The following is a 22,300-nucleotide window of genomic DNA, read 5'->3' on the forward strand; positions in this document are numbered from 1 at the left end:
ACCCGCACCGGTCCCCAGGACGTCGGACCGGTGATCAGCGCGTCAGTGCCGGGGTGCACCCGCGTCAGTGCTCCAGTGCACCATGGAGCGCCTCGACGTCGGTTCAGCCGACCTCGTCGGCGTCCTGCAGGTTCACGCAGCCGCGCTCGGCCGGGATGCGGCCGACCGCCGAGGCGAGGGTGACCATGACGCTGTCGGAGCTGACCCGATCCTGGGCGAACAGCACCTCCACGGCGGGGGAGCGGCCGTAGGTGGTGATTCGCCAGTTCTCGCCCTCCTCGCTGACGACCCAGTCGACGCCCTCGGCGGAGATGCACTGATCCGTGGTGGGTGCCGGCGGCTCCACGCCGCAGCGCAGGACGACGGCGGCGGGATCACCCCAGGCCGCGGTGGCCTGGCTGTCCGTGGGACGGAGTGAGTGGTCGCCGATCTCGTCGGGCATGGCGATCATCGCCGGGGCGCAGGCCGGGTCTGCCGCGTTCTCGGCCGCGGAGACGGAGGCGATGCGGCCGTCCGCACAGCCGGAGGCGAGCAGGACGACGCCGGCCAGGACGAGGCCGGCCCGGGCGCTGGAGGCGGGGAGAGGACGCACGACGTCCAGTCTAGTCTCGGGAACGGCCGCTAGCATGGAGGCGTATTCCTGACACGTCCGCGCCACGGGAGCGCGGCCATGACCTCCCGAGCCCCAGGAGCGCACCACGTGAGCCATTCCACTGAGCAGACGACCGAACCGAACACCGGGCGGCGTCCGCGCCGGCGCCGCCGTGGCCTCATGGTGGTCGTCGGCGTGCTGCTGCTGGCGCTCATCGCGGCCGGCGCCGTGGTGGCCGTCTACGTGGGCGGGATCGCGAAGACCGTGGACGACGTCAAGAAGTTCGAGGGGAGCGTGTTCCCCGAGGAGTCCCTGCGCCCGCAGTTCGGCGGCGGTGCGGGGCAGGGCCGCGGCGACGGGGCGGAGGACGGCTCCGGCGGCGGCACTTCCGAGGGCTCCGGCGGAGCCGAAGCAGGCGGGAACAACGGCTCCGTGGTGATGCCCGAGGTCACCGGCCCCGGCGATGTCCAGGGCCCGGAGGCCTCCAGCTCAGACGAGGAGATCGACGGCAAGGCCGTGAACTTCCTGCTGCTGGGCGCCGACTCCGGTGATCTCACGGACGGCGAGGACACGGACATCGCCCGCATCACCGGCATCGGCCGCTCCGACACCATGATGTGGGTCCACGTCCCCGGCGACCGGGAGAACATCCAGGTCATGTCCATCATGCGTGACACCTGGCTGCCGATCCGCGGGCACGGCGACCGCAAGCTCAACGCCGCATACCAGCTCGGCGGCGTGCCGCTGGCGGTCTCCACGATCGAGAACATGTTCCAGGCCCGCGTGGACCACGTGGTCGCCGTGGACATGGTCGGCTTCCGCGACCTGGTGAACGCCCTCGGCGGCGTCGATCTGTACAACCCGCGGGCCTTCACCAGCGGGCGCCATTCCTTCGCTGAGGGCAACATCCACCTCAGCGGCGAGGAGGCCATCGTCTATGCCCGCGAGCGCTACGCCTTCGGCGACGGCGACTACTCCCGCGTGGAGAACCAGCAGCGCCTGGTGAAGGCGATCATCACCAAGGCCATGTCCCGCACGACCCTCACGGACCCCAACTCCGTGCGGAACTCGGTCAACGCGCTCGCCCCCTACCTGACGTTCGACGAGAGCCTCGACTCGGGCAGGCTGTTCGATCTGGCCTGGTCCATGCGCAACGTCCGAAGCGACGACATCAACGTGAGCACCGTGCCGACCCTGGGCGCGGGATGGGCCGGCGATCAGGCCGTCGTGTGGCCGGACTGGGCCTCCATCCGCCGCATCGGCGAGGGCATCCGCACCGGCACTCTGGACGAGGTGCTCGATCAGTGACGCACACCCCCAGGCCCCCGCGCATCGTCCGCTGGCTGGCCTGCTCCGAACAGCTGCTCGGGCAGGCCGCCGAACGGCTGAACGCGTTCAACGTCTTTCCGGTGCCGGACGCGGACACCGGCAGCAACATGCACGCGACCATGGCTGCCGCCCACGCCGCCGTGGACTGCCAGGAGGACGGCCCCGTGGACATCGGTGCCACGCTCGCGCGCGCCGGAGCCGCGGCGCTGTCCTCCGCGCAGGGCAACTCCGGCACCCTCCTGGCCGTCATGGTGGCAGGGATGGCGGATCCGCTGCGCGGCCTGGAGGCCCTGACCGCACCGGCGCTGGCGGCGGCCCTGCACCGGGCGGACACCGCGGCGCGGACGGCCCTGTCCGACCCCAGGGAAGGCACGATGCTGTCCGTCCTGGGCGTCGTCCGGCAGAGCGTCGCGCAGACCCTGCGCCGAGCCGTCGCAGAGGACCGGCCGGTCGAGACGAGGGCCGTGCTCGAGGAGACGGTGAGCGCCTGCGTGCGCGATGCCCGGACGGCCGTGGAGGCGACCGAGTGGCAACTGGACGAGCTCAGCAGGGCCGCGGTCGTGGACGCGGGCGCCGTCGGGCTGCTCCTCGTCTTCGAGGCGCTGCGCGCCGTGATGCTGGACGAGGACCCGGACACCGAGCTCACCGAGGGCCTGCACGGCTATGCGGAGGGAATCACCGCCGAGGCCGCGGGCGCCGAGGGCGGCGTCGAGGTCATGTGCACGATCGAGCTCGACCCCATCGGAGCGGCCACGCTCCGCCACCGGCTCACCGAGGTCGGAGACTCGGTCATCGTGGCGCCGACACGCCGCGGGGAGGACCCCCAGAGCCCCGTCCCGTGGCGCGTGCACGTGCATGTGCCTCAAGCGGAGGCCGTCGAGTCGCTGCTGCACGAGGCCGGCGAGCCGCAGGACCTGCGCGTCAGCGACCTGACCGGCGGCCACGACGACCACGCCCATGCCCATGGCGGGCGCTGAGGCCGGCGTCGGCGCGGCCACCCACCCGTTCGACCTGCCGCTGTCCGGCGTCCTCGGCGGCAAGACGGCGGACCGGATCGCCCGCGAGCTGAAGATCACCACCGTCGGCGGGCTGCTCGACCACGTCCCGCGGCGCTGGATCGAACGCGGCGAGCTGACCCGGATCGCCCAGCTGCCGATCGACGCCGAGGTCACCGTCGTGGCCGAGGTGCGCTCCGTCACCACCCGCCGGATGCGCAGCCGCAGCGGATTCATCGTGGACGTGACCGTGGCGGACCCGGACACCCCCGCCGGCCCCGGGGCGTCCCTGTCCATGGCCTTCTTCAACGGCCACGACGCCCGACGCCGCCTCGTGCCGGGACGGCGTGCGATGTTCCAGGGAAAGACCACGGTCTACCGGGACCGGGTGACCCTGAACAACCCGGACTTCACGCTCCTGGCCGACGACGCCGAGGCCACCGAGGCCGACCTGCGCCCCCTCGCCCTCTACCGCGCCACCGGCAAGCTGCCCAGCTGGGTCGTCCGCACCGCGGTGATGACCGTCCTGGACGCGGTGGACTGGTCCGCCGTGCCAGAGGTCCTCACCGATGACCTGCGCGCCCGCGCCGCCGCCGAGCTGGACCTGCCCGCGCCGCTGCCGCCCATCGATCAGGCCTACCGCGACCTGCACACCCCGGCGGAGCTCGCCGACGTGGGCCCGGCGCGCCGGGCGCTGGCCCTGCGCGAGGCCTGCGTGGTCCAGGCGTCCCTGGCCGTGCGCCGCGCCGATGCCCGCACTGTTCTGGCCACCCCGCGCCCGCTGCGGCCCGGCGGACTGCTCGAGGCGCTGGACGCCCGGCTGCCCTTCGCGCTCACCGCGGGCCAGGAGGAGGTCGGCGCCGCGATCGCCGCGGACCTCGACTCCCGCGAGCCCATGAGCCGGCTGCTCCAGGGGGATGTGGGAGCGGGCAAGACGCTCGTCGCGCTGCGCGCCATGCTGCAGGTGGTCGACGCCGGGGGGCAGGCCGCCCTCGTCGCCCCCACGGAGGTCCTCGCCCAGCAGCACCACCGCAGCCTGCTGGCCCTGATGGGCGAGCTGGCCGAGGGCGGCACCCTCGCCGCCGCGGACGGACCCGCCACCGAGGTCGTGCTGCTCACCGGCTCCCAGCGCACCGCCGAGCGGCGGCAGGCCCTGCTGAAGCTGGCCTCGGGGGAGGCGGGCATCGTCGTGGGCACGCACGCCGTGCTCTCCTCCACGGTGGGCTTCTTCGACCTCGGCCTGGCCGTGGTGGACGAGCAGCACCGCTTCGGCGTGGACCAGCGCCAGTCGCTGCGCGAGGCCAACCCCGGCACCCACCTGCTCGTCATGTCCGCCACGCCCATCCCGCGGTCGGTGGCCATGACCGTCTTCGGCGACCTGGACCTCACCGTCCTGCGCGGTCTGCCGCGCGGTCGGCAGCCCGTGTCCACCCACGTGGCCCGCATGGCCCACGGCCCGCGGATCATCGCCCGCGTGTGGGAGCTGATCGCCGAGCACGTGGCCGCGGGGAACCAGGCGTTCGTGGTCTGCCCGCGCATCGACCCGGACCCCGGGGACCCCGCCCATGCCAATGTGGAGGAGATGGTCCGCCGCCTGGAGCACCTGCCGGCCCTGTCCGGCGTGCGCCTGGACATGGTCCACGGCCGCATGGACCAGGCGGAGCAGGAGGACGTCATGCGCGCGTTCGCGGAGCGACAGACCGACGTCCTCGTGGCCACCACCGTGGTGGAGGTCGGTGTGGACGTCCCCAACGCCACCGTCATGGCCGTCCTGGACGCCGAGGACTTCGGCCTCTCCACGCTCCACCAGCTCCGGGGCCGCATCGGCCGCGGCCCCGACCCCGCCGTCTGTCTGCTCGTCACCCGCCTGCCGGACGGACACCCCTCGCTCGACCGGCTCCAGGTCCTCGAGCGGACCGACGACGGCATGCTCATCGCGCAGGAGGACCTGCGCAGCCGCGGCGTCGGCGACGTGCTCGGCGCGGCCCAGTCCGGCATGCAGTCCGGTCTGGCCCACCTGGACGTCGTGGCGGACGCCGGCCTCGTCTCCCTGGCCGCCGACGCGGTCTCCGCTGCGCTCACCGCGGACGCCGGCCTCGAGGGCTGGCCCGGTGCCGTCGCGGAGGTCCGGCGCTGGGAGGCGGCCCACGCCCACGCAGCCGACTACGCCGAGAAGGGATGACCGACCTGCCATGAGCCGCATCATCGCCGGCGCCGCCTCCGGCATGCCCCTGGCCTCCGTCCGGGGCTCGGACACCCGTCCGACCACGGACCGGACCAAGGAGGCCCTCTTCTCCTGGCTCCAGTCCCGCGACTGGTGCGAGGACACGGTCGTGCTCGACCTCTACGCCGGCTCCGGCGCACTGGGCCTGGAGGCCCTCAGCCGCGGCGCCCGCTCCGCCACCCTCGTGGAGCGGGACCGGACGGCGCTCGAGGTCTGCCGCCGCAACACCGATGCCGTCAACCGGGCCCTCGGCCGGCGTGCCGGCACAGCCCTCGGCCAGTCGGTGGAGCGCTTCCTCGCAGGGCGGACGGAGGCCGACCTCATCCTGGCCGATCCTCCCTATCCGCTCGACGGCCCGGAACTCGACGGCGTCCTCGTGTCGGCGGCCGCGTCACTGACCCCCGGAGGGCTGCTCGTGCTCGAACGCTCCGCACGCAGCGCGCCGCCGACCCGTCCCGAGGGTCTCGAGGAGGTCGACGTGCGCACCTACGGCGAGACCGCGCTCTACTTCTGGCAGGACGTGCGCTGAGCCGTGGCCGTCGGGCACCCCGGCCCTCCGGGCCTGCCACCACGACGACGGCGCCTCGGCCCAGTCGGCCGCCGCCCGGCCACGAGACCGGGGGATGCAGAGGCCGAGGCCGAGGGGCCGTCGTCGGAAAGGAGGCGGGCTCAGCCGCGCAGCGAGGCCGCGTGCCGGACCAGGCGGTCCATGCCCTCGCCGATGACTGAGGCGTCCTTGCAGAAGGCGAGGCGGAGCCAGGAGCGCATGGTGTCGCCGTCCGCGCGACACAGGGCCGAGACCGGGATGGAGCAGACCCCTGCCGTGCGGATCCAGTCCTCGGCGGCGGTCCGGGCATCCTCCACTCCCCACGGGGAGAGGTCCACGGTGACGAAGTAGCCGGCCTGTGGCACCACCGGGTCCAGCCCGGCGGCACGGAGACCGGAGACGAGCAGGTCTCGTCCGGCGCGGTAGCGCTCACGCTGCTCGGCCAGATAGGCGTCCGCGCGGGGCAGGTACTCGGCGACCGCCAGCTGGTACGCCGGCCCGGAGGAGAACGTCAGGTACTGCTTCACGGCCCTCACCGCGGCGACGAGGTCCGCCGGACCCGTCAGCCAGCCGACCTTCCAGCCGGTGACCGCCAGCGACTTGCCGGCCGACGACGCCGTGAGCACCACGTCCTCGGAACCCGGGACGGCGCGGCCGGTCACGTGCTCGCCGTCGAAGACGAGGTGGTCGTAGACCTCGTCCGTGAGCACCAGGACGTCCCGCTCCGCGCAGAGGGCCACCAGGCGGGCGAGCAGCGGCCGAGGGTAGACGGCTCCGGTGGGGTTGTGCGGCGTGTTGAGGATGAGCATGCGGGTGCGGTCCGTGAAGGCCGCAGCGACCTCGTCCGGGTCCGGGAGGAAGGACGGCGGGCCCACAGGGACGGTGACGTGGCGGCCGCCGGCCAGGGCGATCGTGGCGGCGTGGGCGTCGTAGAAGGGCTCGACCGTGACGACCTCGTCGCCCGGGGAGACGAACGCGAGGACCGCGGCGGCGATGGCCTCGGTGGCGCCGGTGGTCACGAGCACCTGCGTGTCCGGGTCCTCGTCCACACCCCAGTGGCGGCGGCGGTGCTCGGCGACGGCCTGCCGGAGGGCGGGGGAGCCGGTGCCCGGCGCGTACTGGTTGGAGCCGGTGCGGACGGCATCGGCGGCCAGGGCGAGCAGCTCGTCCGGCCCGTCCTGGTCCGGGAACCCCTGGCCCAGGTTCACGGCGTCGTGCTCGAGGGCGAGGGACGTCATGGTCTCGAAGACCGTCGGCGCGGGGACGCCGTGCCTCAGCAGGCCGGCGGCCTCCGCCGTCGCCCGCCAGCGTGGGGCAGGGGCGTCGGCGGACGGGGTGTGGACATCGTGGGACGACGGGGGTGCCATGGGCTCGACTGTACTGAACGCTCCGGGCACGTGGGATAGGTTGGATCCATGCTCAGAGCCGTCTGCCCCGGATCCTTCGACCCGCTCCACCACGGCCACGTGGAGGTCATCGCGCGTGCGGCCAACCTCTTCGACGAGGTCGTCGTGGCCGTATCCGTGAATCCGGCGAAGACCTACCGCTTCTCCATGGAGGAGCGCATCGAGATGGTCGAGTCCACCTTCTCGTCCCTGGCGGGCGTCGTGGTCAGACCCATGGGCGTCGGGCTGCTGGCCGAGTTCTGCCGCGAGGCCGGCGCGAACGCCATCGTCAAGGGGCTGCGCAACGGCACGGACCTGGAGTACGAGCAGCCGATGGCCACGATGAACCACCATCTGACGGGTATCGAGACGGTCTTCCTCTCCGCTGATCCCCGCTACACGCATCTGTCCTCCTCGCTCATCAAGGAGGTGCACGGCCTCGGCGGCGACGTGTCCGAGTTCGTCCCGACCGCCGTGATGCAGCGGTTCGTGGGCTGAGGCCCTCTCATCGGCGCGTCATCCGCGCTCGCATAGACTCGACACAGACCACCGCACCCGAACTCGACGGCGGCACCCGGCCGCCTGGAAGGGGAACCATGTCTGCTCCGGACTCCGCCCGCCGCGCCTGCAAGGCCGTCATCCCGGCCGCCGGCCTCGGCACGCGCTTCCTGCCGGCCACCAAGGCGATGCCCAAAGAGATGCTGCCGGTCGTGGACCGCCCAGCCATCGAGTATGTCGTGCGCGAGGCCCGGGCCGCGGGCCTGGACGACATCCTCGTCATCACAGGCCGCAACAAGCGCGCCCTGGAGGACCATTTCGACCGTCACCCGGCCCTCGAAGCGACTCTGGAGAGGAAGGGCGACACCCGTCGCATCGAGATGATCCGCGAGTCGGACCTCGTCGGTGACATGCACTACGTCCGCCAGGGTCAGGCCCTCGGCCTCGGCCACGCGGTCGCCTGTGCGCGCCGTCATGTCGGCCAGGAGCCCTTCGCCGTGCTGCTCGGGGACGACATCATCCACGCCGAGGATCCGCTGCTCGAGCGCATGCTCGAGGTGCAGGCCCGCTACGGCGGCTCCGTGGTGGCCCTCATGGAGGTGCCGGAGGAGGCCGTCTCCTCCTACGGCGTCGCAGCCGTCGAGGCGGTGGAGGGCGAGGACGACGTCGTCCGCGTCTCCGGGCTGGTGGAGAAGCCCGCACGCGAGGATGCGCCGTCCACCCTCGCCGTCATCGGCCGCTACGTGCTGCATCCGGCGGTGTTCGACGTCCTGGACCGGACCCCTCCGGGCCGCGGCGGCGAGATCCAGCTGACCGACGCCCTGCAGACTCTCGCCGACGGCGACGCCGAGGGGCACGGCGTGCACGCCGTGGTCTTCACGGGCCGCCGCTACGACACCGGCGACAAGCTCGGCTACCTGCAGGCCGTCGTGGAGTTCGCCACGGCCCACCCCGAACTCGGCGCGGACATGACCGCCTGGCTCAAGGAGTACAGCGCCGACCTCTGAGCGTGCCGCGTTGCCGCGAGCTCGCGCGACCGGTTATGATGGACAGTCGGTTCTCCCTGGGCACCGGTGTGCCCGGGGTACGGTCTGCCCCACGAGACGAGAGGAGCGTCAGCAGATGAGTGCACCGCACCGCGACGCCGCGTCCCCGTGGGTCATCTCGGTGAAGGACCTGCTGCACAGCACGGGCCTCCAGCGTGAGGTCGCTGAGCAGTGGCCCGCCCCCGAGGGGCTGTCCATCCCCGTCCTCGGCGTCCCCGCCGGGGATCCCGTGGACGTGGACATCCGCCTGGAGTCCGTGCACGAGGGCGTCCTCGTCACGGGGACGGCGGACGTCGAGCTGCGCGGCGAGTGCGCCCGCTGTCTCGACCCGCTCGAGGTCGGCTTCACCGTCGACCTGCAGGAGCTCTACCTGACCGACCCGTCCGAGACGGACGACGAGGACCAGCAGGCGGTCGTCGACGAGACGATCGACCTGGAGCCCGTGCTCCGCGATGCCGTGGTCACGGCCCTGCCGTTCCAGCCGGTCTGCCGACCGGACTGCGAAGGGCTGTGCGCCGACTGCGGCATCCGGCTCGAGGACGCGCCCGAAGGGCACGGCCACGAGCGAGTGGATCCCCGCTGGGCGGCCCTGGCCGCCCTCGCGGAGACCGAACAGACCTCCACCCCCGAGACAGAAGAGAGATAGTCGTGGCAGTCCCGAAGCGGAAGATGTCCCGTGCCAACACCCGTGCCCGCCGTTCCCAGTGGAAGGCCCAGGCCCCGACCCTGATCAAGTCCGTCGAGAACGGTCGTGTCTCCTACCGTCTGCCGCACCAGGCCGAGCTGAAGACCGACTCCGCAGGCACCCCGCTGTTCTTCGAGTACAAGGGCCGCAAGGTCGCCGACGCCTGAGATGGCGCCCGCCTCCCCGCGGCAGGGGCGCCACGCGGCGCCTGACTCCGACCCGCTGTTCGAGCGTCTCGGCGTGACGATCACGTCCGAGACGCTCGAACTGGCGTTGACACACCGTTCCTTCGCCTACGAGCAGGGCGGCCTGCCGACCAACGAGCGCCTCGAGTTCCTCGGGGACGCCGTCCTCGGGTACGTGGTCACCGACCACCTCTTCAAGTCCTTCCCGGCCCTCTCCGAAGGCGACCTGGCCCGCCGCCGGGCGTCGATCGTCTCCACCCATGCGCTCGCCCACGTGTGCCGCGGGCTCGGAGTGGGGGCCCACATCCGCCTCGGCGAGGGCGAACGCCGCACCGGCGGCGCGGACAAGGACTCCATCCTCGCGGACACCTTCGAGGCGTTGATCGGAGCCGCCTACATCGACCACGGCCCCGTCGCCGCAGCGGCCCTCGTGCACCGTCATGTGCTGCCCCTGCTGGACGACCCGCAGATCGCCCGTGCCGGCACCGACTGGAAGACGAAGGTGGCCGAGGCCGCCTCCCGACATTCCCTCGGCGACGTGCGCTACGAGATCGTCGGGCAGGGCCCGGCGCATGACCCGCGATTCCGGGCCACCCTGTGGGTCGGCGGCACCGAGTACGCCTCCGCCGTCGCCTCCTCGAAGAAGCAGGCCGAACGCGACGCCGCGGCCGAGTCCTGGGCGCGGCTCGAGGCCGACCTGCCGACCGCGCGGGACTGATCAGGCGATGCCTGAGCTGCCCGAGGTGGAGGTCGTCCGCCGCGGACTCCTCCCGTTCACGGCCGGCGCGCACGCCGGCCGCCTCGATGTGCTCGAGCCCCGCAGCCTCCGCCGCTCGCCCGGCGGCGAGGAGTCGCTCCGCGCGGCCCTGGACGGCCGTCTGCTGGGGGCGCCGATGCGCCGCGGCAAGTTCCTCTGGATCCCCTTGGCCGAGGCGGGGGAGGCGGCCGTCGTCGTGCATCTGGGCATGTCCGGTCAGGTGAGGGTCGACGACGCGACACGCCCGGATCCGCCCCACCTCCGACTGCGTCTGCCCGTCATCGCCGCCGACGGCCGGGAGGCGGAGCTGCGCTTCGTGGACCAGAGGATCTTCGGCGGCTGGTGGTTGGACCGCCTCGTCACCGACCCGGCGACCGGCGAGCGGATCCCGACGACGGCCGCCCACATCGCGCTCGACCCCCTCCACCGGCAGTTCGATCCGGACGCGGTCCACGACCGCTGGCGCCGCTCGCGCACCCGGCTCAAGCGGGCGCTGCTGGACCAGTCCCTCGTCTCCGGGATCGGAAACATCTACGCCGACGAGGCCCTCTGGGCCTCGCGTCTGCACCCCGAACGACGCACCGCGACCCTCTCCCGGGCCCAGGGACACGCCGTGCTCACCGCAGCCGCCACCGTCATGGAACGGGCCCTCGCCGTCGGCGGGACCAGCTTCGACGCGCTCTACGTCAACGTGGACGGCCGCTCGGGATACTTCGCCCGGTCGCTCAACGCCTACGGTCGGACAGGGGAGCCCTGCCCCCGCTGCCGGGACGAAGGGCGGGACGGGGTGATCGTACGGGAGGCCTTCATGGGCCGCTCCTCCCATCGCTGCCGCCGCTGCCAGCCGCGTCCGCGCACCTGAGGGGCACCACGCCCGCCTACACTGATTCCCAGCCCCCGCCCGTACGACAGGAGAGATGCCGGTGACCTCCCGTGAGCCCGCAGAGCTCGACGAGCTCAGCGACCGGCACGCCGAGCCGGACCGCCGCCGGCGGCGCCGCTGGCCCTGGGTGCTCGGGGCCCTGGCGACCGTCGTGGTGGTCGCTCTCGTGCTGGTCGCACTGTACGCCGGAGCCCTGGCACGCAGCTACGACGACAACCGCCGCACCGTCTCCGCGCCCAACGTCACCGACGGCGAGGGTGGAGCGGTCACCGTCCTGCTGCTCGGCTCCGACTCTCGCGGCGAGGACGGCTCGGCTGACGTGGAGGGGGAGCGCTCGGACACCATGATGGTGGTCCACATCCCGGAGGACCGCAGCGGCGTCTACGTCATGTCGATCCTCCGCGACCTCTACGTCGACATCCCCGGCCATGGGAAGGGCAAGATCAACTCGGCCCTGGCCAAGGGCGGCTATGAACTGACCGTGGACACGGTCGAGGAGCTGCTGGACATCGAGGTCAACCACCTGGTCGAGATCGACTTCCAGGGCTTCCGCGGCGTCACCGAGGCCCTCGGCGGCGTGTCCGTCTGCAACCCCACGGCCTTCTCGTCCGGTGTCAGGAACCCCAGCTACTTCCCCCGCGGCGAGATCCTGCTCCAGGACACCGCGGCGCTGCGGTACGTGCGCGAGCGGCACGCCTTCGCCCGCGGCGACCTCACCCGCGTCGAGAACCAGCAGCGCGTCGTGTTCGGCGCGCTCGACCGGTTCCTCAGCGTCGACGTGCTCGCCGACCCCCGTCGCACCATGGACGTGGTCTCCACCCTCTCCCGCCACCTGACGGTGGACGAAGGACTCGACTCGCGCCGGGTGGCCGGATACGGCTGGGACCTGCGGTCCATCGGCAGCGACGACGTCGAGATGTTCACCATCCCCAACGCCGGCGGTGCCGTCGAGGAGTCCGGCCAGCAGGTCGTCCTCCCGGACGAGCAGCAGCTCGACCGGCTCAAGGCCGCCTACGCGCGCGACGACCTCGGAGGCTACCTCCGCGAGGTGGAGCGCGAGGAGAAGGAAGCGGCCGAGCGCCGCAGGGCCGAGCGCCGCGCCTCCGAGTCCGCCGCGCCCTCCTCCTCGGACGGCGCGTCGAGCCCCGCGCCGGCGACCCCTGCTCCCGTGCCCGCCGTGGAGGACCCCTGTGGCTGACCGCGAGACGGCCCCGAGGGTCCTTCTGCTGACCCATTCCTACGCCCCGGAGGCCACGCCGCCGGCCCGGCGGTGGGAGGCGATCGTGCGCGGACTCGTCGCCGAAGGCTGGTCCGTGACGGTCCTCGCCCCCGGAGCCCCGGACCACGCCGCGCGGAGCGAACGGGGCGAACACGGCGAAACCGTCCTGCGCACGCGCTCACGGCGCGCCGAGTCCGGCGGGCGCAACGCGCGGTTCGCCGACGCCGTGATCCACGCCATCCAGAGCATCCCGCTCGGGCTGGCCGCCACCCGGCCCGACGTCGTCGTGGCCACCGTGCCTGCACTGCCGACCGTCGTCGCCGGCCGGGCGCTCGCCGTGCTGCGGCGCCTGCCGCTGGTCCTGGAGATGCGCGACGCCTGGCCGGACCTCGCCCGGGACGCCGGCCTGCGCAGCGGACCGCTGGGACGGCTCATGGAGCGCATCGTCGGAGGCGCCCAGCGCCGTGCGGACCTCGTGGTGACCGTCACCGCAGGGTTCGCCGAGACCCTCCGTGCACGCGGCATCGCCTGCGTCGAGACCCTCGGCAACGGCGTGGCGCTGGACGCCATCCCCGCCCTGCCTCCCCGGGACCGCCGTCCGGGCGACGAGCTCCACGTCCTCTACCTGGGCAACCACGGTGAGTCGCAGGGACTGGAGCGGCTGGTCGAGGCCGCCGCACGCCTGCGCTCCCGCGCGCCAGGGGTGCGTGTCCGCATGGTCGGCTCGGGCACCCGACGCGAGGAACTCCTCGCGCTCAACCGCAGGCGGGGCGAACCCGTCGAGATGCTCGACGCGGTCCACGGGCAGGCCGCCCGAGAGCACTACGCCTGGGCGGACACGGTGATGGTGTGCCTGCGCCCGGACTGGGCGAGCTTCCTCCACACCGTGCCGTCGAAGACCTACGAGCTGCTCTCCATCGGCCGGCACGTCACGGCCCAGATCCAGGGGGAGGCGGCCGCAGTCGTCGAGGCCGCCGGTGGAGGAGACGTCGTCGGTCCCACGGTGGACGACCTCGTCGCGCACCTCGAAGCGCTGTGGGCCGACCCCGCGTCGACCCGGACCACGGGCGCAGCCCGCGGCTGGGTGGCGAGCCACGCCGACCTGAGCACCATCGGCCACCGCTACGCCGAGCTGCTCTCGCGCACCGTCCTCCGGCGCCGCGGCCGGTTCTCCCGGCCGCGGATCTGAGCCTTCAGGAACCGTCCCGTCACCCCGAGGAGCCCCATGTCCCCGTCCGTGCGACGCCTCGCCTCCAACGCACTGCTGGCCGCGACGACCGCCGTGGACCACGTCCGCGACGATCCGGTCGTCCTCGCCCTGCAGATCTCGCGCCGCCTCCCGCCCGCCGTGCGGATGCGCCTGGGGGCCTGGGGAGCCGGCTGCTCCGCGAGCCTGCCGGTGCCCGCCGCCGTCGCCCTCGCCGCCGGGGGGCGGACAGAAGAGCTCGAAGAGCTGGTCGACCAGGTCCTGCGCAGCCCCCGCACGCACGGCGCGGACCCGGTGACCCGGGTGCGCCTGGCCGACGTCCTCCTCGCCGCCGACCGCCCCGACAGGGCCGAGCAGATCCTCGCGACGACATCCTCCGCCACGCCCGGATGGGCGGCGGCCCGTGCCCGTTCGCACTGGTATCACGGCCGGATGCGGCAGGCCGTGGCCGTCCTGGGCGGTTCTGCGCGCGAGAGGGCAGTCCGCGAGCGGCTCGGCTCGGAGCTGCGGGCGATGGAGGGGTGGATCCCGACCCTGCAGCCCCCGGGCGCGCCGTACCGACCGGTCGCGGACCGGGTGCTGTTCGTGCTCACCAACTCCCTGCCGCACACCGGTTCCGGCTATGCACAGCGGTCCCACAGCCTGATGCTGGCCGTGCGTGACTGCGGGTGGGACCCCGAGGCCGTCACGAGACTCGGGTGGCCGGTCCAGACCGGCGTGCTCCAGGCGGCCGACCGGGACGAGGTCGACGGGATCCGCTACCACCGTCTGCTGGCGCCGAGGCTCCTGCCGGGCTTCGACCGACGCCTGCAGCAGAACGCTGAGGAGCTCCTGGCCCTCGTGCTGGAACGGCGTCCCGCCGTCCTGCACACGACCACCCACTGGGTCAATGCCGTCGTCGTCCGTGCCGTCGCGGAGGCCGTGGGGATCCCCTGGGTCTACGAGGTGCGCGGCCAGCTCGCCGACACCTGGGCCTCCACCCGGGGGACCGCCGCGCTGTCCTCGGAGCGGTACCGGCTCTTCACCGCCCGCGAGGCCGACGCCGTCCGCTCCGCGGACGCGGTCGTGACCCTGGCCGAGACCATGCGGGCCCGGGTCGCCGCCGACGGTGTCGACCCCGACCGCATCGTGCTGAGCCCGAACGCCGTGGGCGGGGCCTTCCTCGACCCGTCCGGAGACGCCGCGCAGGCGCGACGCAGCCTGGGCCTGGACCCGGACGCGGAGTACGTGGGGACGGTCAGCTCGGTGGTCCCCTACGAGGGGCTCGACGACCTCGTGCGTGCCGTCGCCCTGCTGACCGCCTCCCGTCCCCGCCTCCGCCTGCTCGTCGCCGGAGACGGCACGGCGCTGCCGGGGCTGCGGCGCCTGGCCGATGAGCTGGGGATCGGCGACCGCGTCGACCTGATCGGCCGCGTGGACCGCAGTCTTGCCCCGACCTGTCACCGTGCCCTGGACGTGTTCTGCGTCCCCCGAAAGGACACCACCGTGACCCGCTCGGTCACACCGATGAAGCCTCTGGAGGCCATGGCGTCCGCGCGCGCAGTCCTGGTCTCCGACCTGCCTGCGCTCAGGGAGATCGTGCGGGACGGGGAGACCGGCGTCCTCGTCCCCGCCGAGGACCCCGAGGCCTGGGCGGAGGCCCTCGACGCGGTCCTCACGGAGGGTGCCCGGCGGCGCGCACTGGGCGCAGACGCGCGCGAGTGGGTGCTGGCGGAGCGGACCTGGGCCGCGAACGCCCGCCGCTACGTCCAGATGTACGCGGAGATCACATCCGGGCATGCCGCCGGGGACAGGGCCGAACCGTATACTGGCCGGTGACCCCTGACACGTCGTGCGCCCAGGCGCAGCGATCGGGGTCGCGTGACTCCCATAGACAGGAAGAGGAACACCACGGATGTCTGAGATCCAGAGCGTTGCCGTCATCGGGCTCGGCTACATCGGCCTGCCGACCGCCGCCATCCTCGCCGAGAACGGCGTGAAGGTGCACGGCGTCGACGTCAGCGACCGCACCGTCGACGCCGTCAACGAGGGTCGAGTGCCCTTCGTCGAGCCGGACCTGGCCGACTTCGTCAAGCGCGCCGTGGACAAGGACATGCTCTCCGCCTCCAAGGAGACTCCGAAGGCCGATGCCTACATCGTCGCCGTGCCGACCCCCTTCAAGGGCGACCACGTCCCGGACCTGAGCTACATCGAGGCCGCCGCCCGCGGTCTGGCCCCGCAGCTGACCGGCGACGAGCTGGTCATCCTCGAGTCCACCTCGCCCCCCGGCGCCACCGAGCACATGGCCGAGGTCATCTACGCCGAGCGCCCGGACCTGCGCGAGGCCGGCCTCGACTTCGCCCACTGCCCGGAGCGCGTGCTCCCGGGCCGCGTGATGGTCGAGCTCGTCACCAACGACCGCATCGTCGGCGGATCCACCCCGGAGGCCGCGCAGCGCACCGAGGCGCTCTACCGGACCTTCTGCAAGGGTGAGATCCTGCTCACCGACTGCAGGACCGCGGAGATGGCCAAGCTCGTGGAGAACTCCTTCCGCGACGTGAACATCGCCTTCGCCAACGAGCTGTCCGTGATCTGCTCCGAGCAGGGCATCGACGTCTGGGAGCTCATCGAGCTCGCCAACCACCACCCGCGCGTGAACATCCTGCAGCCCGGCCCGGGCGTGGGCGGCCACTGCATCGCCGTTGACCCGTGGTTCATCGTGGACGCCGCTCCCCAGAGCGCTCGCATCATCCGCGCGGCCCGCGAGATCAACGACGCCAAGCCGCAGTGGGTGATCGACCAGGTCAAGGCCGCGGCCTTCGACGTGCAGCAGGAGACCGGCCGCGCTCCGGTCGTGGCCGCCCTGGGCCTGGCATTCAAGCCGAACATCGACGACCTCCGCGAGTCCCCCGCGCTGAACATCGCCCACGATCTGGCGGACCAGTTCTCCGGGTCCGAGGTCCTCGTGGTCGAGCCGCACGTCGAGGAGCTGCCGGTCAAGCTCGAGGGCAAGCCCAACATCCGCTTCGTCTCCGCCGAGGAGGCCGTGGAGAAGGCCGACATCGTCCTGCTCCTGGTGGACCACGATGCCTTCGCCGACCTCGGCTCCGAGGTCGAGGGCAAGCACGTCATCGATACCCGAGGCCAGTGGCGCTGACCGCTGCATGACATCGGGCGACGGGCTCCCCCGGAACGGGCGGCCCCGTCGCCCCGCCCGTCCCGCGGACCGGGACGGAGGACGCGAACGAGGAGGACGGCATGCGGCTGTTGGTGACCGGCGGAGCCGGCTACATCGGATCCCACTTCGTCTCCGCGGCCCGACGGCGGGGCCTGGAGGACATCACCGTCGTCGACGACCTGTCGACAGGTCTGCGACGCCGGGTCCCGGCGGAGGTCCCGCTGCACGAGATCGATCTGTCCCGAGACAGCTCCGTCCCCGAGCTCACGGCGCTGCTGCGGGACCGGGGGATCGACGTCGTCGTCCACTTCGCCGCGAAGAAGGTCGTCGGTGACTCGGTGGTGCAGCCGGAGGAGTACTTCCGTGCGAACATCGGCTCCACGGTGAACCTGCTCACAGCCATGCGCGCCGCGGACGTGGACTCCATGGTGTTCTCCTCCTCCGCGGCCGTGTACGGCGAGCCGGAGGCCACCGTCGTGTACGAGGACACGCCGACGGCGCCCATCAACCCGTACGGCCAGTCCAAGCTCGTCAGCGAGCTGTCCCTCGAGAACGCGGCGCGGGCCTGGGGGCTCCGGGCCGTCGCGCTGCGGTACTTCAACGTGGCGGGAGCGGAGAGCGCACAGCTGGCCGACACCACCACCACGAACCTCATGCCGGCGATCCGAGACGTGATCACCCGGGGCGACCGGCTCTCGGTCTTCGGCTCGGACTACGACACGGTCGACGGCACCTGCGTGCGCGACTATGTGCATGTGGTCGACCTGGCCGAGGCACACCTCGCCGCCCTGCCGGCCGTCACCCGGGACGCCCCGGCCCGGACCCTCGCCTACAACGTCGGCACCGGACAGGGCAGCAGCGTGCTCGAGATCGTCGAGGCGTTCCGCTCCTATCCCGGCATCACGCTGGACTACGACCTGTGTCCGCGCCGCCCCGGGGACCCCGGGGCTCTCACGGCCGACGTCTCGCGCATCGCGGAAGATCTCGGCTGGACCTCGCGCCACTCACGGGAGGACATCGTCGCCTCCGTGGTGGACTTCGCTCCGCTGGCCGACTGACCGCCACCCACCACCGGGCAGCACACCGACCCCCTGAACCCTGACTACCGAGGACTCGCATCAATGATCCAGCTGTTCCTTCGATTCTCACGACGACAGCAGCTCGTGATGGGGCTGTTCGTGCTCCTCGCGCTGGTCGGGACCGTCCTGGCCTTCATCGTGGACCACACCGTCCTGATCATCGGCCTGTTCTGGATGCTGTGCGCCGCGGTCTTCGTCATGATCATGTACCACCGCCGGCTGAACGCGAAGATCACGCGCTTCGCCCGCGTCCGAGGCGCCGCCGCGCCGGGGTCGGCCGCGCGCAAGCCCGCGTCCAAGGGCACGGCGGCGCGGCTGTCCTCCCCGGAGTCGCTCGAGTCCCTCCGGGCCGCGTTCGAGCGGCGGGGCACCGTGGCCGCGGGCCTGCCGTTCGCCCGCAAGCTGATCCAGGAGAAGGGCGACATCAGCGGTGCCCGCGAGGTGCTGGACCAGATCCGGGACAAGAGCGGTCTGAAGGAGGCAGAGCTCGGCTACATCCGGCGCGTCGACTCACTGCACCGCTTCCTCTCCGAGGACGTGGAGCTGCCGCAGCGACACCGCAGCTACAACTACGTCCCCGTGCGGAACAAGGTCATGTACGCCGTGGGCATGTCTCCGGTGTCCGTCACCAACGGCTACACCTCGCGCACCAAGGGCGTCGTGGAGGGGCTGACCGGTCAGGGCCTCGACGTGTTCGTGGCCCCGATGCCGGGCAAGCCGTGGGACAAGAAGACCGTCCAGGGGGGCCGTCGCGTCCCGGCAGAGCAGCGCCGCTACGTCGAGGAGATCGACGACGTCCGCTACGTCCACAACCCGGGCATCCCCGCCTGGGAGGGCGACATCGACATCTTCTTCCAGGTGGCCGCCGACGCCTACGTGCGCGAGGCCATGATCGAGAAGCCGGAGTACATCCTGGCGGCCTCCAACTACCTGTCCGCGCTGCCGGCGCTGATCGCCGCCCGTCGCCTGGGCATTCCGTTCGTCTATGAGATGCGCGGCTTCTGGGAGGTCTCTGCCGCCTCCGTCCGCGAGGGCTGGGCCGACTCCGACCAGTACCGCCTCGACCGTCGCATGGAGGACCTCGTCGCACGCTCCGCCGACCGCGTCGTCGTCATCACCGAGGAGATGCGCCAGGACCTGATCGCCCGCGGTGTCGACGGCGACCTCGTCTCCGTGGCGCCCAACTGCGTGGACGCGGACACGTTCGCGCCGCTGGGCAAGGACACAGCCCTGCTGCGCAGCCTCGGCTTCTCCGAGCCGGACCTGCCGGTCGTCGGCTTCGCCGGCAGCGTGACCGACTACGAGGGCCTCGACCTCGTCGCCGAGGCGCTGGCCACCCTGAAGGGCCGAGGAATCCGGTTCAATTTCCTCGTGATGGGCGGCGGCGCCTACCTGGACCGCCTCAAGGCCCTCGTCTCCGAGCTGGGCCTCGACGCTCAGACCCGCTTCGTCAGCGGTGTCCCGAACGCCAAGATGCCCGCCTACCTCTCCAGCATCGACGTCTTCCCGCTGGCCCGGAAGTCCCTGCCGGTGACCGAGCTCGTCTCCCCGCTCAAGCCGCTCGAGGCGATGGCGGTCGGCGGTGCGGTCGTCCTCTCGGACGTCTCGCCGCACACGGTGTTCTGCGGGCCGGACCAGGCGACCGCACTGAGCTTCGCCAAGGACGACGTGGCGAGCCTGGTCGACCGTCTCGCCGAGGTCCTCGAGGATCGCGAGGCCGCCCGGGCCATGGGCGTGCGCGCCCGTCGTTGGGTGAAGGAGAACCGCAGCTGGTCCGTCACGGGCTCCCGCATCGCCGAGGCACTGGGGTCGCTGTCGCGCGACGGCCGCATCGCGGGGGCCGACGCGGAAGCCGAGCGACCGCTGAAGGACTTCACGGTCGCGTTCATCGGCGACGTCTTCACCTCGGACACCTTCGTCCCGGAGCTGACCGCCCTGCGCGTGCGTCCGGACGACTGGAACGAGCAGTTCCAGACGCACAGCGTCGACGCCCTGTTCATCGAGTCCGCCTGGCAGGGCAACGACGGCGCCTGGACGGGCATCATCGGCTACTACGACGACGAGACCCATGCTCCGATCGCAGAGCTCATCGCGCACTGTCGTCAGCACGGCATCCCGGTGATGTTCTGGAACAAGGAGGACCCGGTCCACTACAACCGCTTCAAGCGGACCGCCTCCCTCTGCGACTACGTGTTCACCACGGACGCGCGGACGATCGTGGACTACAAGTCCCTGCCGGACAACCAGATCAAGACCGTGGCCTCCGCCCCGTTCGCCGCGCAGCCGCTGCTGCACAACCCCCTGCCGAGCACGCGAGAGCAGGACGAGAGCATCGCCTACGGCGGCACCTACTACGGCGACAAGTACGCGACCCGCAAGCAGGGGCTCGACTTCCTGTTCTACGAGTCCGCACCGTTCGGCCTCGCCATCTACGAGCGGGTGCACAACGACCCGAACTCGCCGTACCGCCTCCCGGACCGGTTCCGCCGGTACGCCCGGCAGAGCCTCAGCTACCCGGACATGTGCCAGGCCTACAAGGCCCACCCGATCCACCTCAACGGCAACTCCGTGGTGGACTCCCCGAGCATGTTCTCCCGCCGCGTCGTGGAGATCACCGCGTCCGGCTCGACCGTGCTCAGCTCGGCCGGCCGCGGCGTGGACGAGACCCTCGCCGGGACCGTGCCGACCGTGACCACCCCGGATCAGGCGAACGGCCACCTCGAGGCATGGAAGGGCTCCGAGGCGCTGCGCCACGAGGGCCTGTGGAAGGCGTTCCGCCACGTGTACGAGGCGCACACCTGCGCCCATCGTCTGGTGTACATGATGCGCGTGGCCGGCTTCCGGGTGCAGAGCCCGGCGACGGCCCCCGTGGCGGTCGAGTGCTCGCGCGAGGACGTGCAGCTCTTCGAGGCTCAGACCGTCCGTCCGGCCCTGTACCTGCTCACCGACTCGACCGACGGTGTCCAGGCCTCCTGCCCGGTGGTCCACGCCGAGGGTGAGGCACGCGTGGCTGCGCTGCGCGAGGCCGGCATCGGCCACGTCGTGGTGCACCGCGCCGGTGCCCCCGCTCCGGAGGCCCACCTGCTCGAGGACATGTCCCTGGCCCTGCGCTTCGGCGACTGGAAGGCGGTCGGCACCCGCACGGTCTCCTGGGGCAAGGGCGAACCGCACGTGCGCATCGCTGCGCTGACCTCGGACATCGAGCCGGGCACGGTCCTGCTCGCCGAGGACGTCTACGAGGCGTGGCTGCAGGGCTCCCCGCCGGCGCTCGACGACGACCAGGTCTTCGCCTGGCAGCGGGTGGTGGACCGTGACGGCTCCGCCCAGGCCTCCGGAGGAACGGCGGCGGTCGTCTCCGGCACCGCGTCGAGCCCCGTCGGTGCCGGTGCCGCAGCGGCCGGTGCATCGGGTGTGCAGGCCTCTGCCGGCCTGCCCGACGGGTCCCAGGACGTCGCCGGCGCCGTCATGGTGGGCGAGGAGACCACGCAGCCCCTGACGGTGCTGGTGGCCGGTCACGACCTGAAGTTCTTCCCGCAGATCACCGCCGTGCTGGAAGGAGCGGGCCACCGCGTCATCGTCGACCAGTGGGGCGGCCACGACATCCACGATGAGCAGCAGAGCCGCCGTCTCCTCGCCGAGGCCGACGTGGTGTTCTGCGAGTGGGCGCTGGGCAACGTGAAGTGGTACAGCCGGAACAAGCGTGAGGGACAGCGCCTGATCGTGCGCCTTCACGCCCAGGAGCTGCGCACCCGCTTCCTCCGGGAGGCGGATCTGAAAGCCGTGGACACCTTCGTCTTCGTCTCGCCGGTCGGCATGCGCCGCGCGCAGATCACCTTCGGTGTCCCGGCCGAGCGCTCGGTGGTCATCGGCAACACCTTCGACTTCGACGCCTTCGCGGCGCCTCGTACGGACCCGGACCCGCACGTGCTGGGCATGGTGGGCTCGGTGCCGCAGTCCAAGCGACTGGACCTGGCGCTCGACGTGATGGAGCGTCTCACGGCCGAGGACCTGGGCTACCGCCTCGTGGTCAAGGGCAAGGAGTACATGGAGTACCCGTGGCTGATGAACCGTGAGCCCGAGCGCGAGTACTTCGAGGCGCAGTATGCCCGCCTGACGGACTCTCCGGCGCTCCAGGGCGCCGTGGAGTTCGGCGGGCACAGCGCCGACATCGCCGAGTGGTACCGCACCGAGCCCGGATTCATCCTCTCCACGAGCGACCACGAGGGCACCCACCAGGCCATCGCCGAGGGCGGCGCCGCCGGCTGTGTGCCGATCATCTGGCCCTGGGCGGGCGCCGAGTTCGTGTACGGAGAGCGGTGGCTCGTGGAGGACGCCGCCGAAGCCGTGGACCGGGTCCGTCGCCTGACGGCGGACCGGGACCGGTTCCTGCAGGAGTCCGCCGAGGTGCGCGAGTTCATGCGCAGCCACTTCGCCCCGGCGACGATCGGCGCCCAGATCCTCGAGGTGGTCGAGGGACGCCGCCGCTGAAGAGTGATCGCGCACCGCGCGGAT

The 22,300-nt window shown here is 72.1% G+C and carries 18 protein-coding genes; 16 read left to right on the forward strand and 2 right to left on the reverse strand.

Translation table 11 applies throughout. The features are described 5' to 3' along the window. Positions 1-103 precede the first annotated feature (103 nt). Positions 104-592 (reverse strand): DUF3515 family protein, encoded by a 489-nt coding sequence (locus FM125_RS06005; protein ID WP_245829842.1) that lies wholly within the window; start codon positions 590-592, stop codon positions 104-106. Between the two features lie 108 nt (positions 593-700). Here FM125_RS06005 and FM125_RS06010 point away from each other — a divergent pair, with 108 nt between their 5' ends. The 4 genes from FM125_RS06010 to rsmD are packed head-to-tail and all read left to right on the forward strand — an operon-like array spanning position 701 to position 5,669. Then, positions 701-1,900, forward strand: coding sequence for an LCP family protein (locus tag FM125_RS06010; protein ID WP_070639761.1), 1,200 nt, complete (start codon positions 701-703; stop codon positions 1,898-1,900). Beyond that, a complete protein-coding gene (locus FM125_RS06015) occupies positions 1,897-2,898 on the forward strand; it encodes a DAK2 domain-containing protein (RefSeq protein WP_087133978.1) in 1,002 nt (333 codons plus the stop codon). The genes FM125_RS06010 and FM125_RS06015 overlap by 4 nt, the downstream gene beginning before the upstream one ends. After that, positions 2,885-5,098, forward strand: coding sequence for an ATP-dependent DNA helicase RecG (locus tag FM125_RS06020; protein ID WP_087134018.1), 2,214 nt, complete (start codon positions 2,885-2,887; stop codon positions 5,096-5,098). The genes FM125_RS06015 and FM125_RS06020 overlap by 14 nt, the downstream gene beginning before the upstream one ends. Positions 5,099-5,108: 10 nt before the next feature. Next, the gene (gene rsmD / locus FM125_RS06025; protein WP_087133979.1) at positions 5,109-5,669 is read left to right on the forward strand and encodes a 16S rRNA (guanine(966)-N(2))-methyltransferase RsmD; all 561 of its coding nucleotides are present in this window, start codon (positions 5,109-5,111) and stop codon (positions 5,667-5,669) included. 140 nt (positions 5,670-5,809) lie between these two features. On the opposite strand, the gene FM125_RS06030 is transcribed toward rsmD, so the two are convergent. Continuing rightward, positions 5,810-7,054, reverse strand: a complete 1,245-nt coding sequence (locus FM125_RS06030) for an aminotransferase class I/II-fold pyridoxal phosphate-dependent enzyme (RefSeq protein WP_087133980.1) — start codon at positions 7,052-7,054, stop codon at positions 5,810-5,812. 48 nt (positions 7,055-7,102) lie between these two features. Here FM125_RS06030 and coaD point away from each other — a divergent pair, with 48 nt between their 5' ends. From coaD to FM125_RS06090, 12 genes are all read left to right on the forward strand, one after another. Continuing rightward, positions 7,103-7,570 (forward strand): pantetheine-phosphate adenylyltransferase, encoded by a 468-nt coding sequence (gene coaD, locus FM125_RS06035; protein ID WP_067188748.1) that lies wholly within the window; start codon positions 7,103-7,105, stop codon positions 7,568-7,570. Positions 7,571-7,668: 98 nt separating this feature from the next. Then, on the forward strand, positions 7,669-8,577 hold the full coding sequence (gene galU / locus FM125_RS06040) for a UTP--glucose-1-phosphate uridylyltransferase GalU (RefSeq protein ID WP_070639755.1): 909 nt from the start codon (positions 7,669-7,671) through the stop codon (positions 8,575-8,577). Between the two features lie 115 nt (positions 8,578-8,692). Beyond that, positions 8,693-9,262, forward strand: a complete 570-nt coding sequence (locus FM125_RS06045) for a YceD family protein (protein WP_067188745.1) — start codon at positions 8,693-8,695, stop codon at positions 9,260-9,262. 2 nt (positions 9,263-9,264) lie between these two features. Further along, positions 9,265-9,468, forward strand: a complete 204-nt coding sequence (rpmF, locus tag FM125_RS06050; protein WP_067188743.1) for a 50S ribosomal protein L32 — start codon at positions 9,265-9,267, stop codon at positions 9,466-9,468. 73 nt (positions 9,469-9,541) lie between these two features. After that, complete coding sequence (rnc, locus tag FM125_RS06055; RefSeq protein ID WP_067188847.1) at positions 9,542-10,204, forward strand: ribonuclease III; 663 nt, start codon at positions 9,542-9,544, stop codon at positions 10,202-10,204. Positions 10,205-10,211: 7 nt separating this feature from the next. Further along, on the forward strand, positions 10,212-11,105 hold the full coding sequence (mutM, locus tag FM125_RS06060; protein ID WP_087133981.1) for a bifunctional DNA-formamidopyrimidine glycosylase/DNA-(apurinic or apyrimidinic site) lyase: 894 nt from the start codon (positions 10,212-10,214) through the stop codon (positions 11,103-11,105). A gap of 61 nt (positions 11,106-11,166) precedes the next feature. After that, positions 11,167-12,324, forward strand: a complete 1,158-nt coding sequence (locus tag FM125_RS06065) for an LCP family protein (RefSeq protein ID WP_245829843.1) — start codon at positions 11,167-11,169, stop codon at positions 12,322-12,324. Continuing rightward, the gene (locus tag FM125_RS06070; RefSeq protein WP_087133982.1) at positions 12,317-13,534 is read left to right on the forward strand and encodes a glycosyltransferase family 4 protein; all 1,218 of its coding nucleotides are present in this window, start codon (positions 12,317-12,319) and stop codon (positions 13,532-13,534) included. The genes FM125_RS06065 and FM125_RS06070 overlap by 8 nt, the downstream gene beginning before the upstream one ends. 36 nt (positions 13,535-13,570) lie before the next feature. After that, positions 13,571-15,370, forward strand: a complete 1,800-nt coding sequence (locus tag FM125_RS06075) for a glycosyltransferase family 4 protein (protein ID WP_180525401.1) — start codon at positions 13,571-13,573, stop codon at positions 15,368-15,370. A gap of 76 nt (positions 15,371-15,446) precedes the next feature. Beyond that, positions 15,447-16,688, forward strand: coding sequence for a UDP-N-acetyl-D-mannosamine dehydrogenase (wecC, locus tag FM125_RS06080; protein WP_067188737.1), 1,242 nt, complete (start codon positions 15,447-15,449; stop codon positions 16,686-16,688). A gap of 101 nt (positions 16,689-16,789) precedes the next feature. After that, positions 16,790-17,767: a UDP-glucose 4-epimerase GalE gene (gene galE, locus FM125_RS06085; protein WP_087133983.1), complete on the forward strand. Its 978-nt coding sequence runs from the start codon at positions 16,790-16,792 to the stop codon at positions 17,765-17,767. Between the two features lie 63 nt (positions 17,768-17,830). Next, on the forward strand, positions 17,831-22,276 hold the full coding sequence (locus tag FM125_RS06090; RefSeq protein ID WP_087133984.1) for a glycosyltransferase: 4,446 nt from the start codon (positions 17,831-17,833) through the stop codon (positions 22,274-22,276). Positions 22,277-22,300: the final 24 nt, after the last annotated feature.

This window comes from Micrococcus lylae, from assembly GCF_900163825.1.
Classification (GTDB): Bacteria; Actinomycetota; Actinomycetes; order Actinomycetales; family Micrococcaceae; genus Micrococcus; species Micrococcus lylae.

Coding starts and splice junctions, on each gene's coding strand:
- mutM (WP_087133981.1), top strand. CDS start 10,212: ATGCCTGAGCTGCCCGAGGTGGAGGTCGTCCGCCGCGGACTCCTCCCG.
- FM125_RS06075 (WP_180525401.1), top strand. CDS start 13,571: ATGTCCCCGTCCGTGCGACGCCTCGCCTCCAACGCACTGCTGGCCGCG.
- wecC (WP_067188737.1), top strand. CDS start 15,447: ATGTCTGAGATCCAGAGCGTTGCCGTCATCGGGCTCGGCTACATCGGC.
- coaD (WP_067188748.1), top strand. CDS start 7,103: ATGCTCAGAGCCGTCTGCCCCGGATCCTTCGACCCGCTCCACCACGGC.
- FM125_RS06020 (WP_087134018.1), top strand. CDS start 2,885: ATGGCGGGCGCTGAGGCCGGCGTCGGCGCGGCCACCCACCCGTTCGAC.
- galE (WP_087133983.1), top strand. CDS start 16,790: ATGCGGCTGTTGGTGACCGGCGGAGCCGGCTACATCGGATCCCACTTC.
- rsmD (WP_087133979.1), top strand. CDS start 5,109: ATGAGCCGCATCATCGCCGGCGCCGCCTCCGGCATGCCCCTGGCCTCC.
- galU (WP_070639755.1), top strand. CDS start 7,669: ATGTCTGCTCCGGACTCCGCCCGCCGCGCCTGCAAGGCCGTCATCCCG.
- FM125_RS06030 (WP_087133980.1), bottom strand. CDS start 7,054: ATGGCACCCCCGTCGTCCCACGATGTCCACACCCCGTCCGCCGACGCC.
- FM125_RS06090 (WP_087133984.1), top strand. CDS start 17,831: ATGATCCAGCTGTTCCTTCGATTCTCACGACGACAGCAGCTCGTGATG.
- FM125_RS06045 (WP_067188745.1), top strand. CDS start 8,693: ATGAGTGCACCGCACCGCGACGCCGCGTCCCCGTGGGTCATCTCGGTG.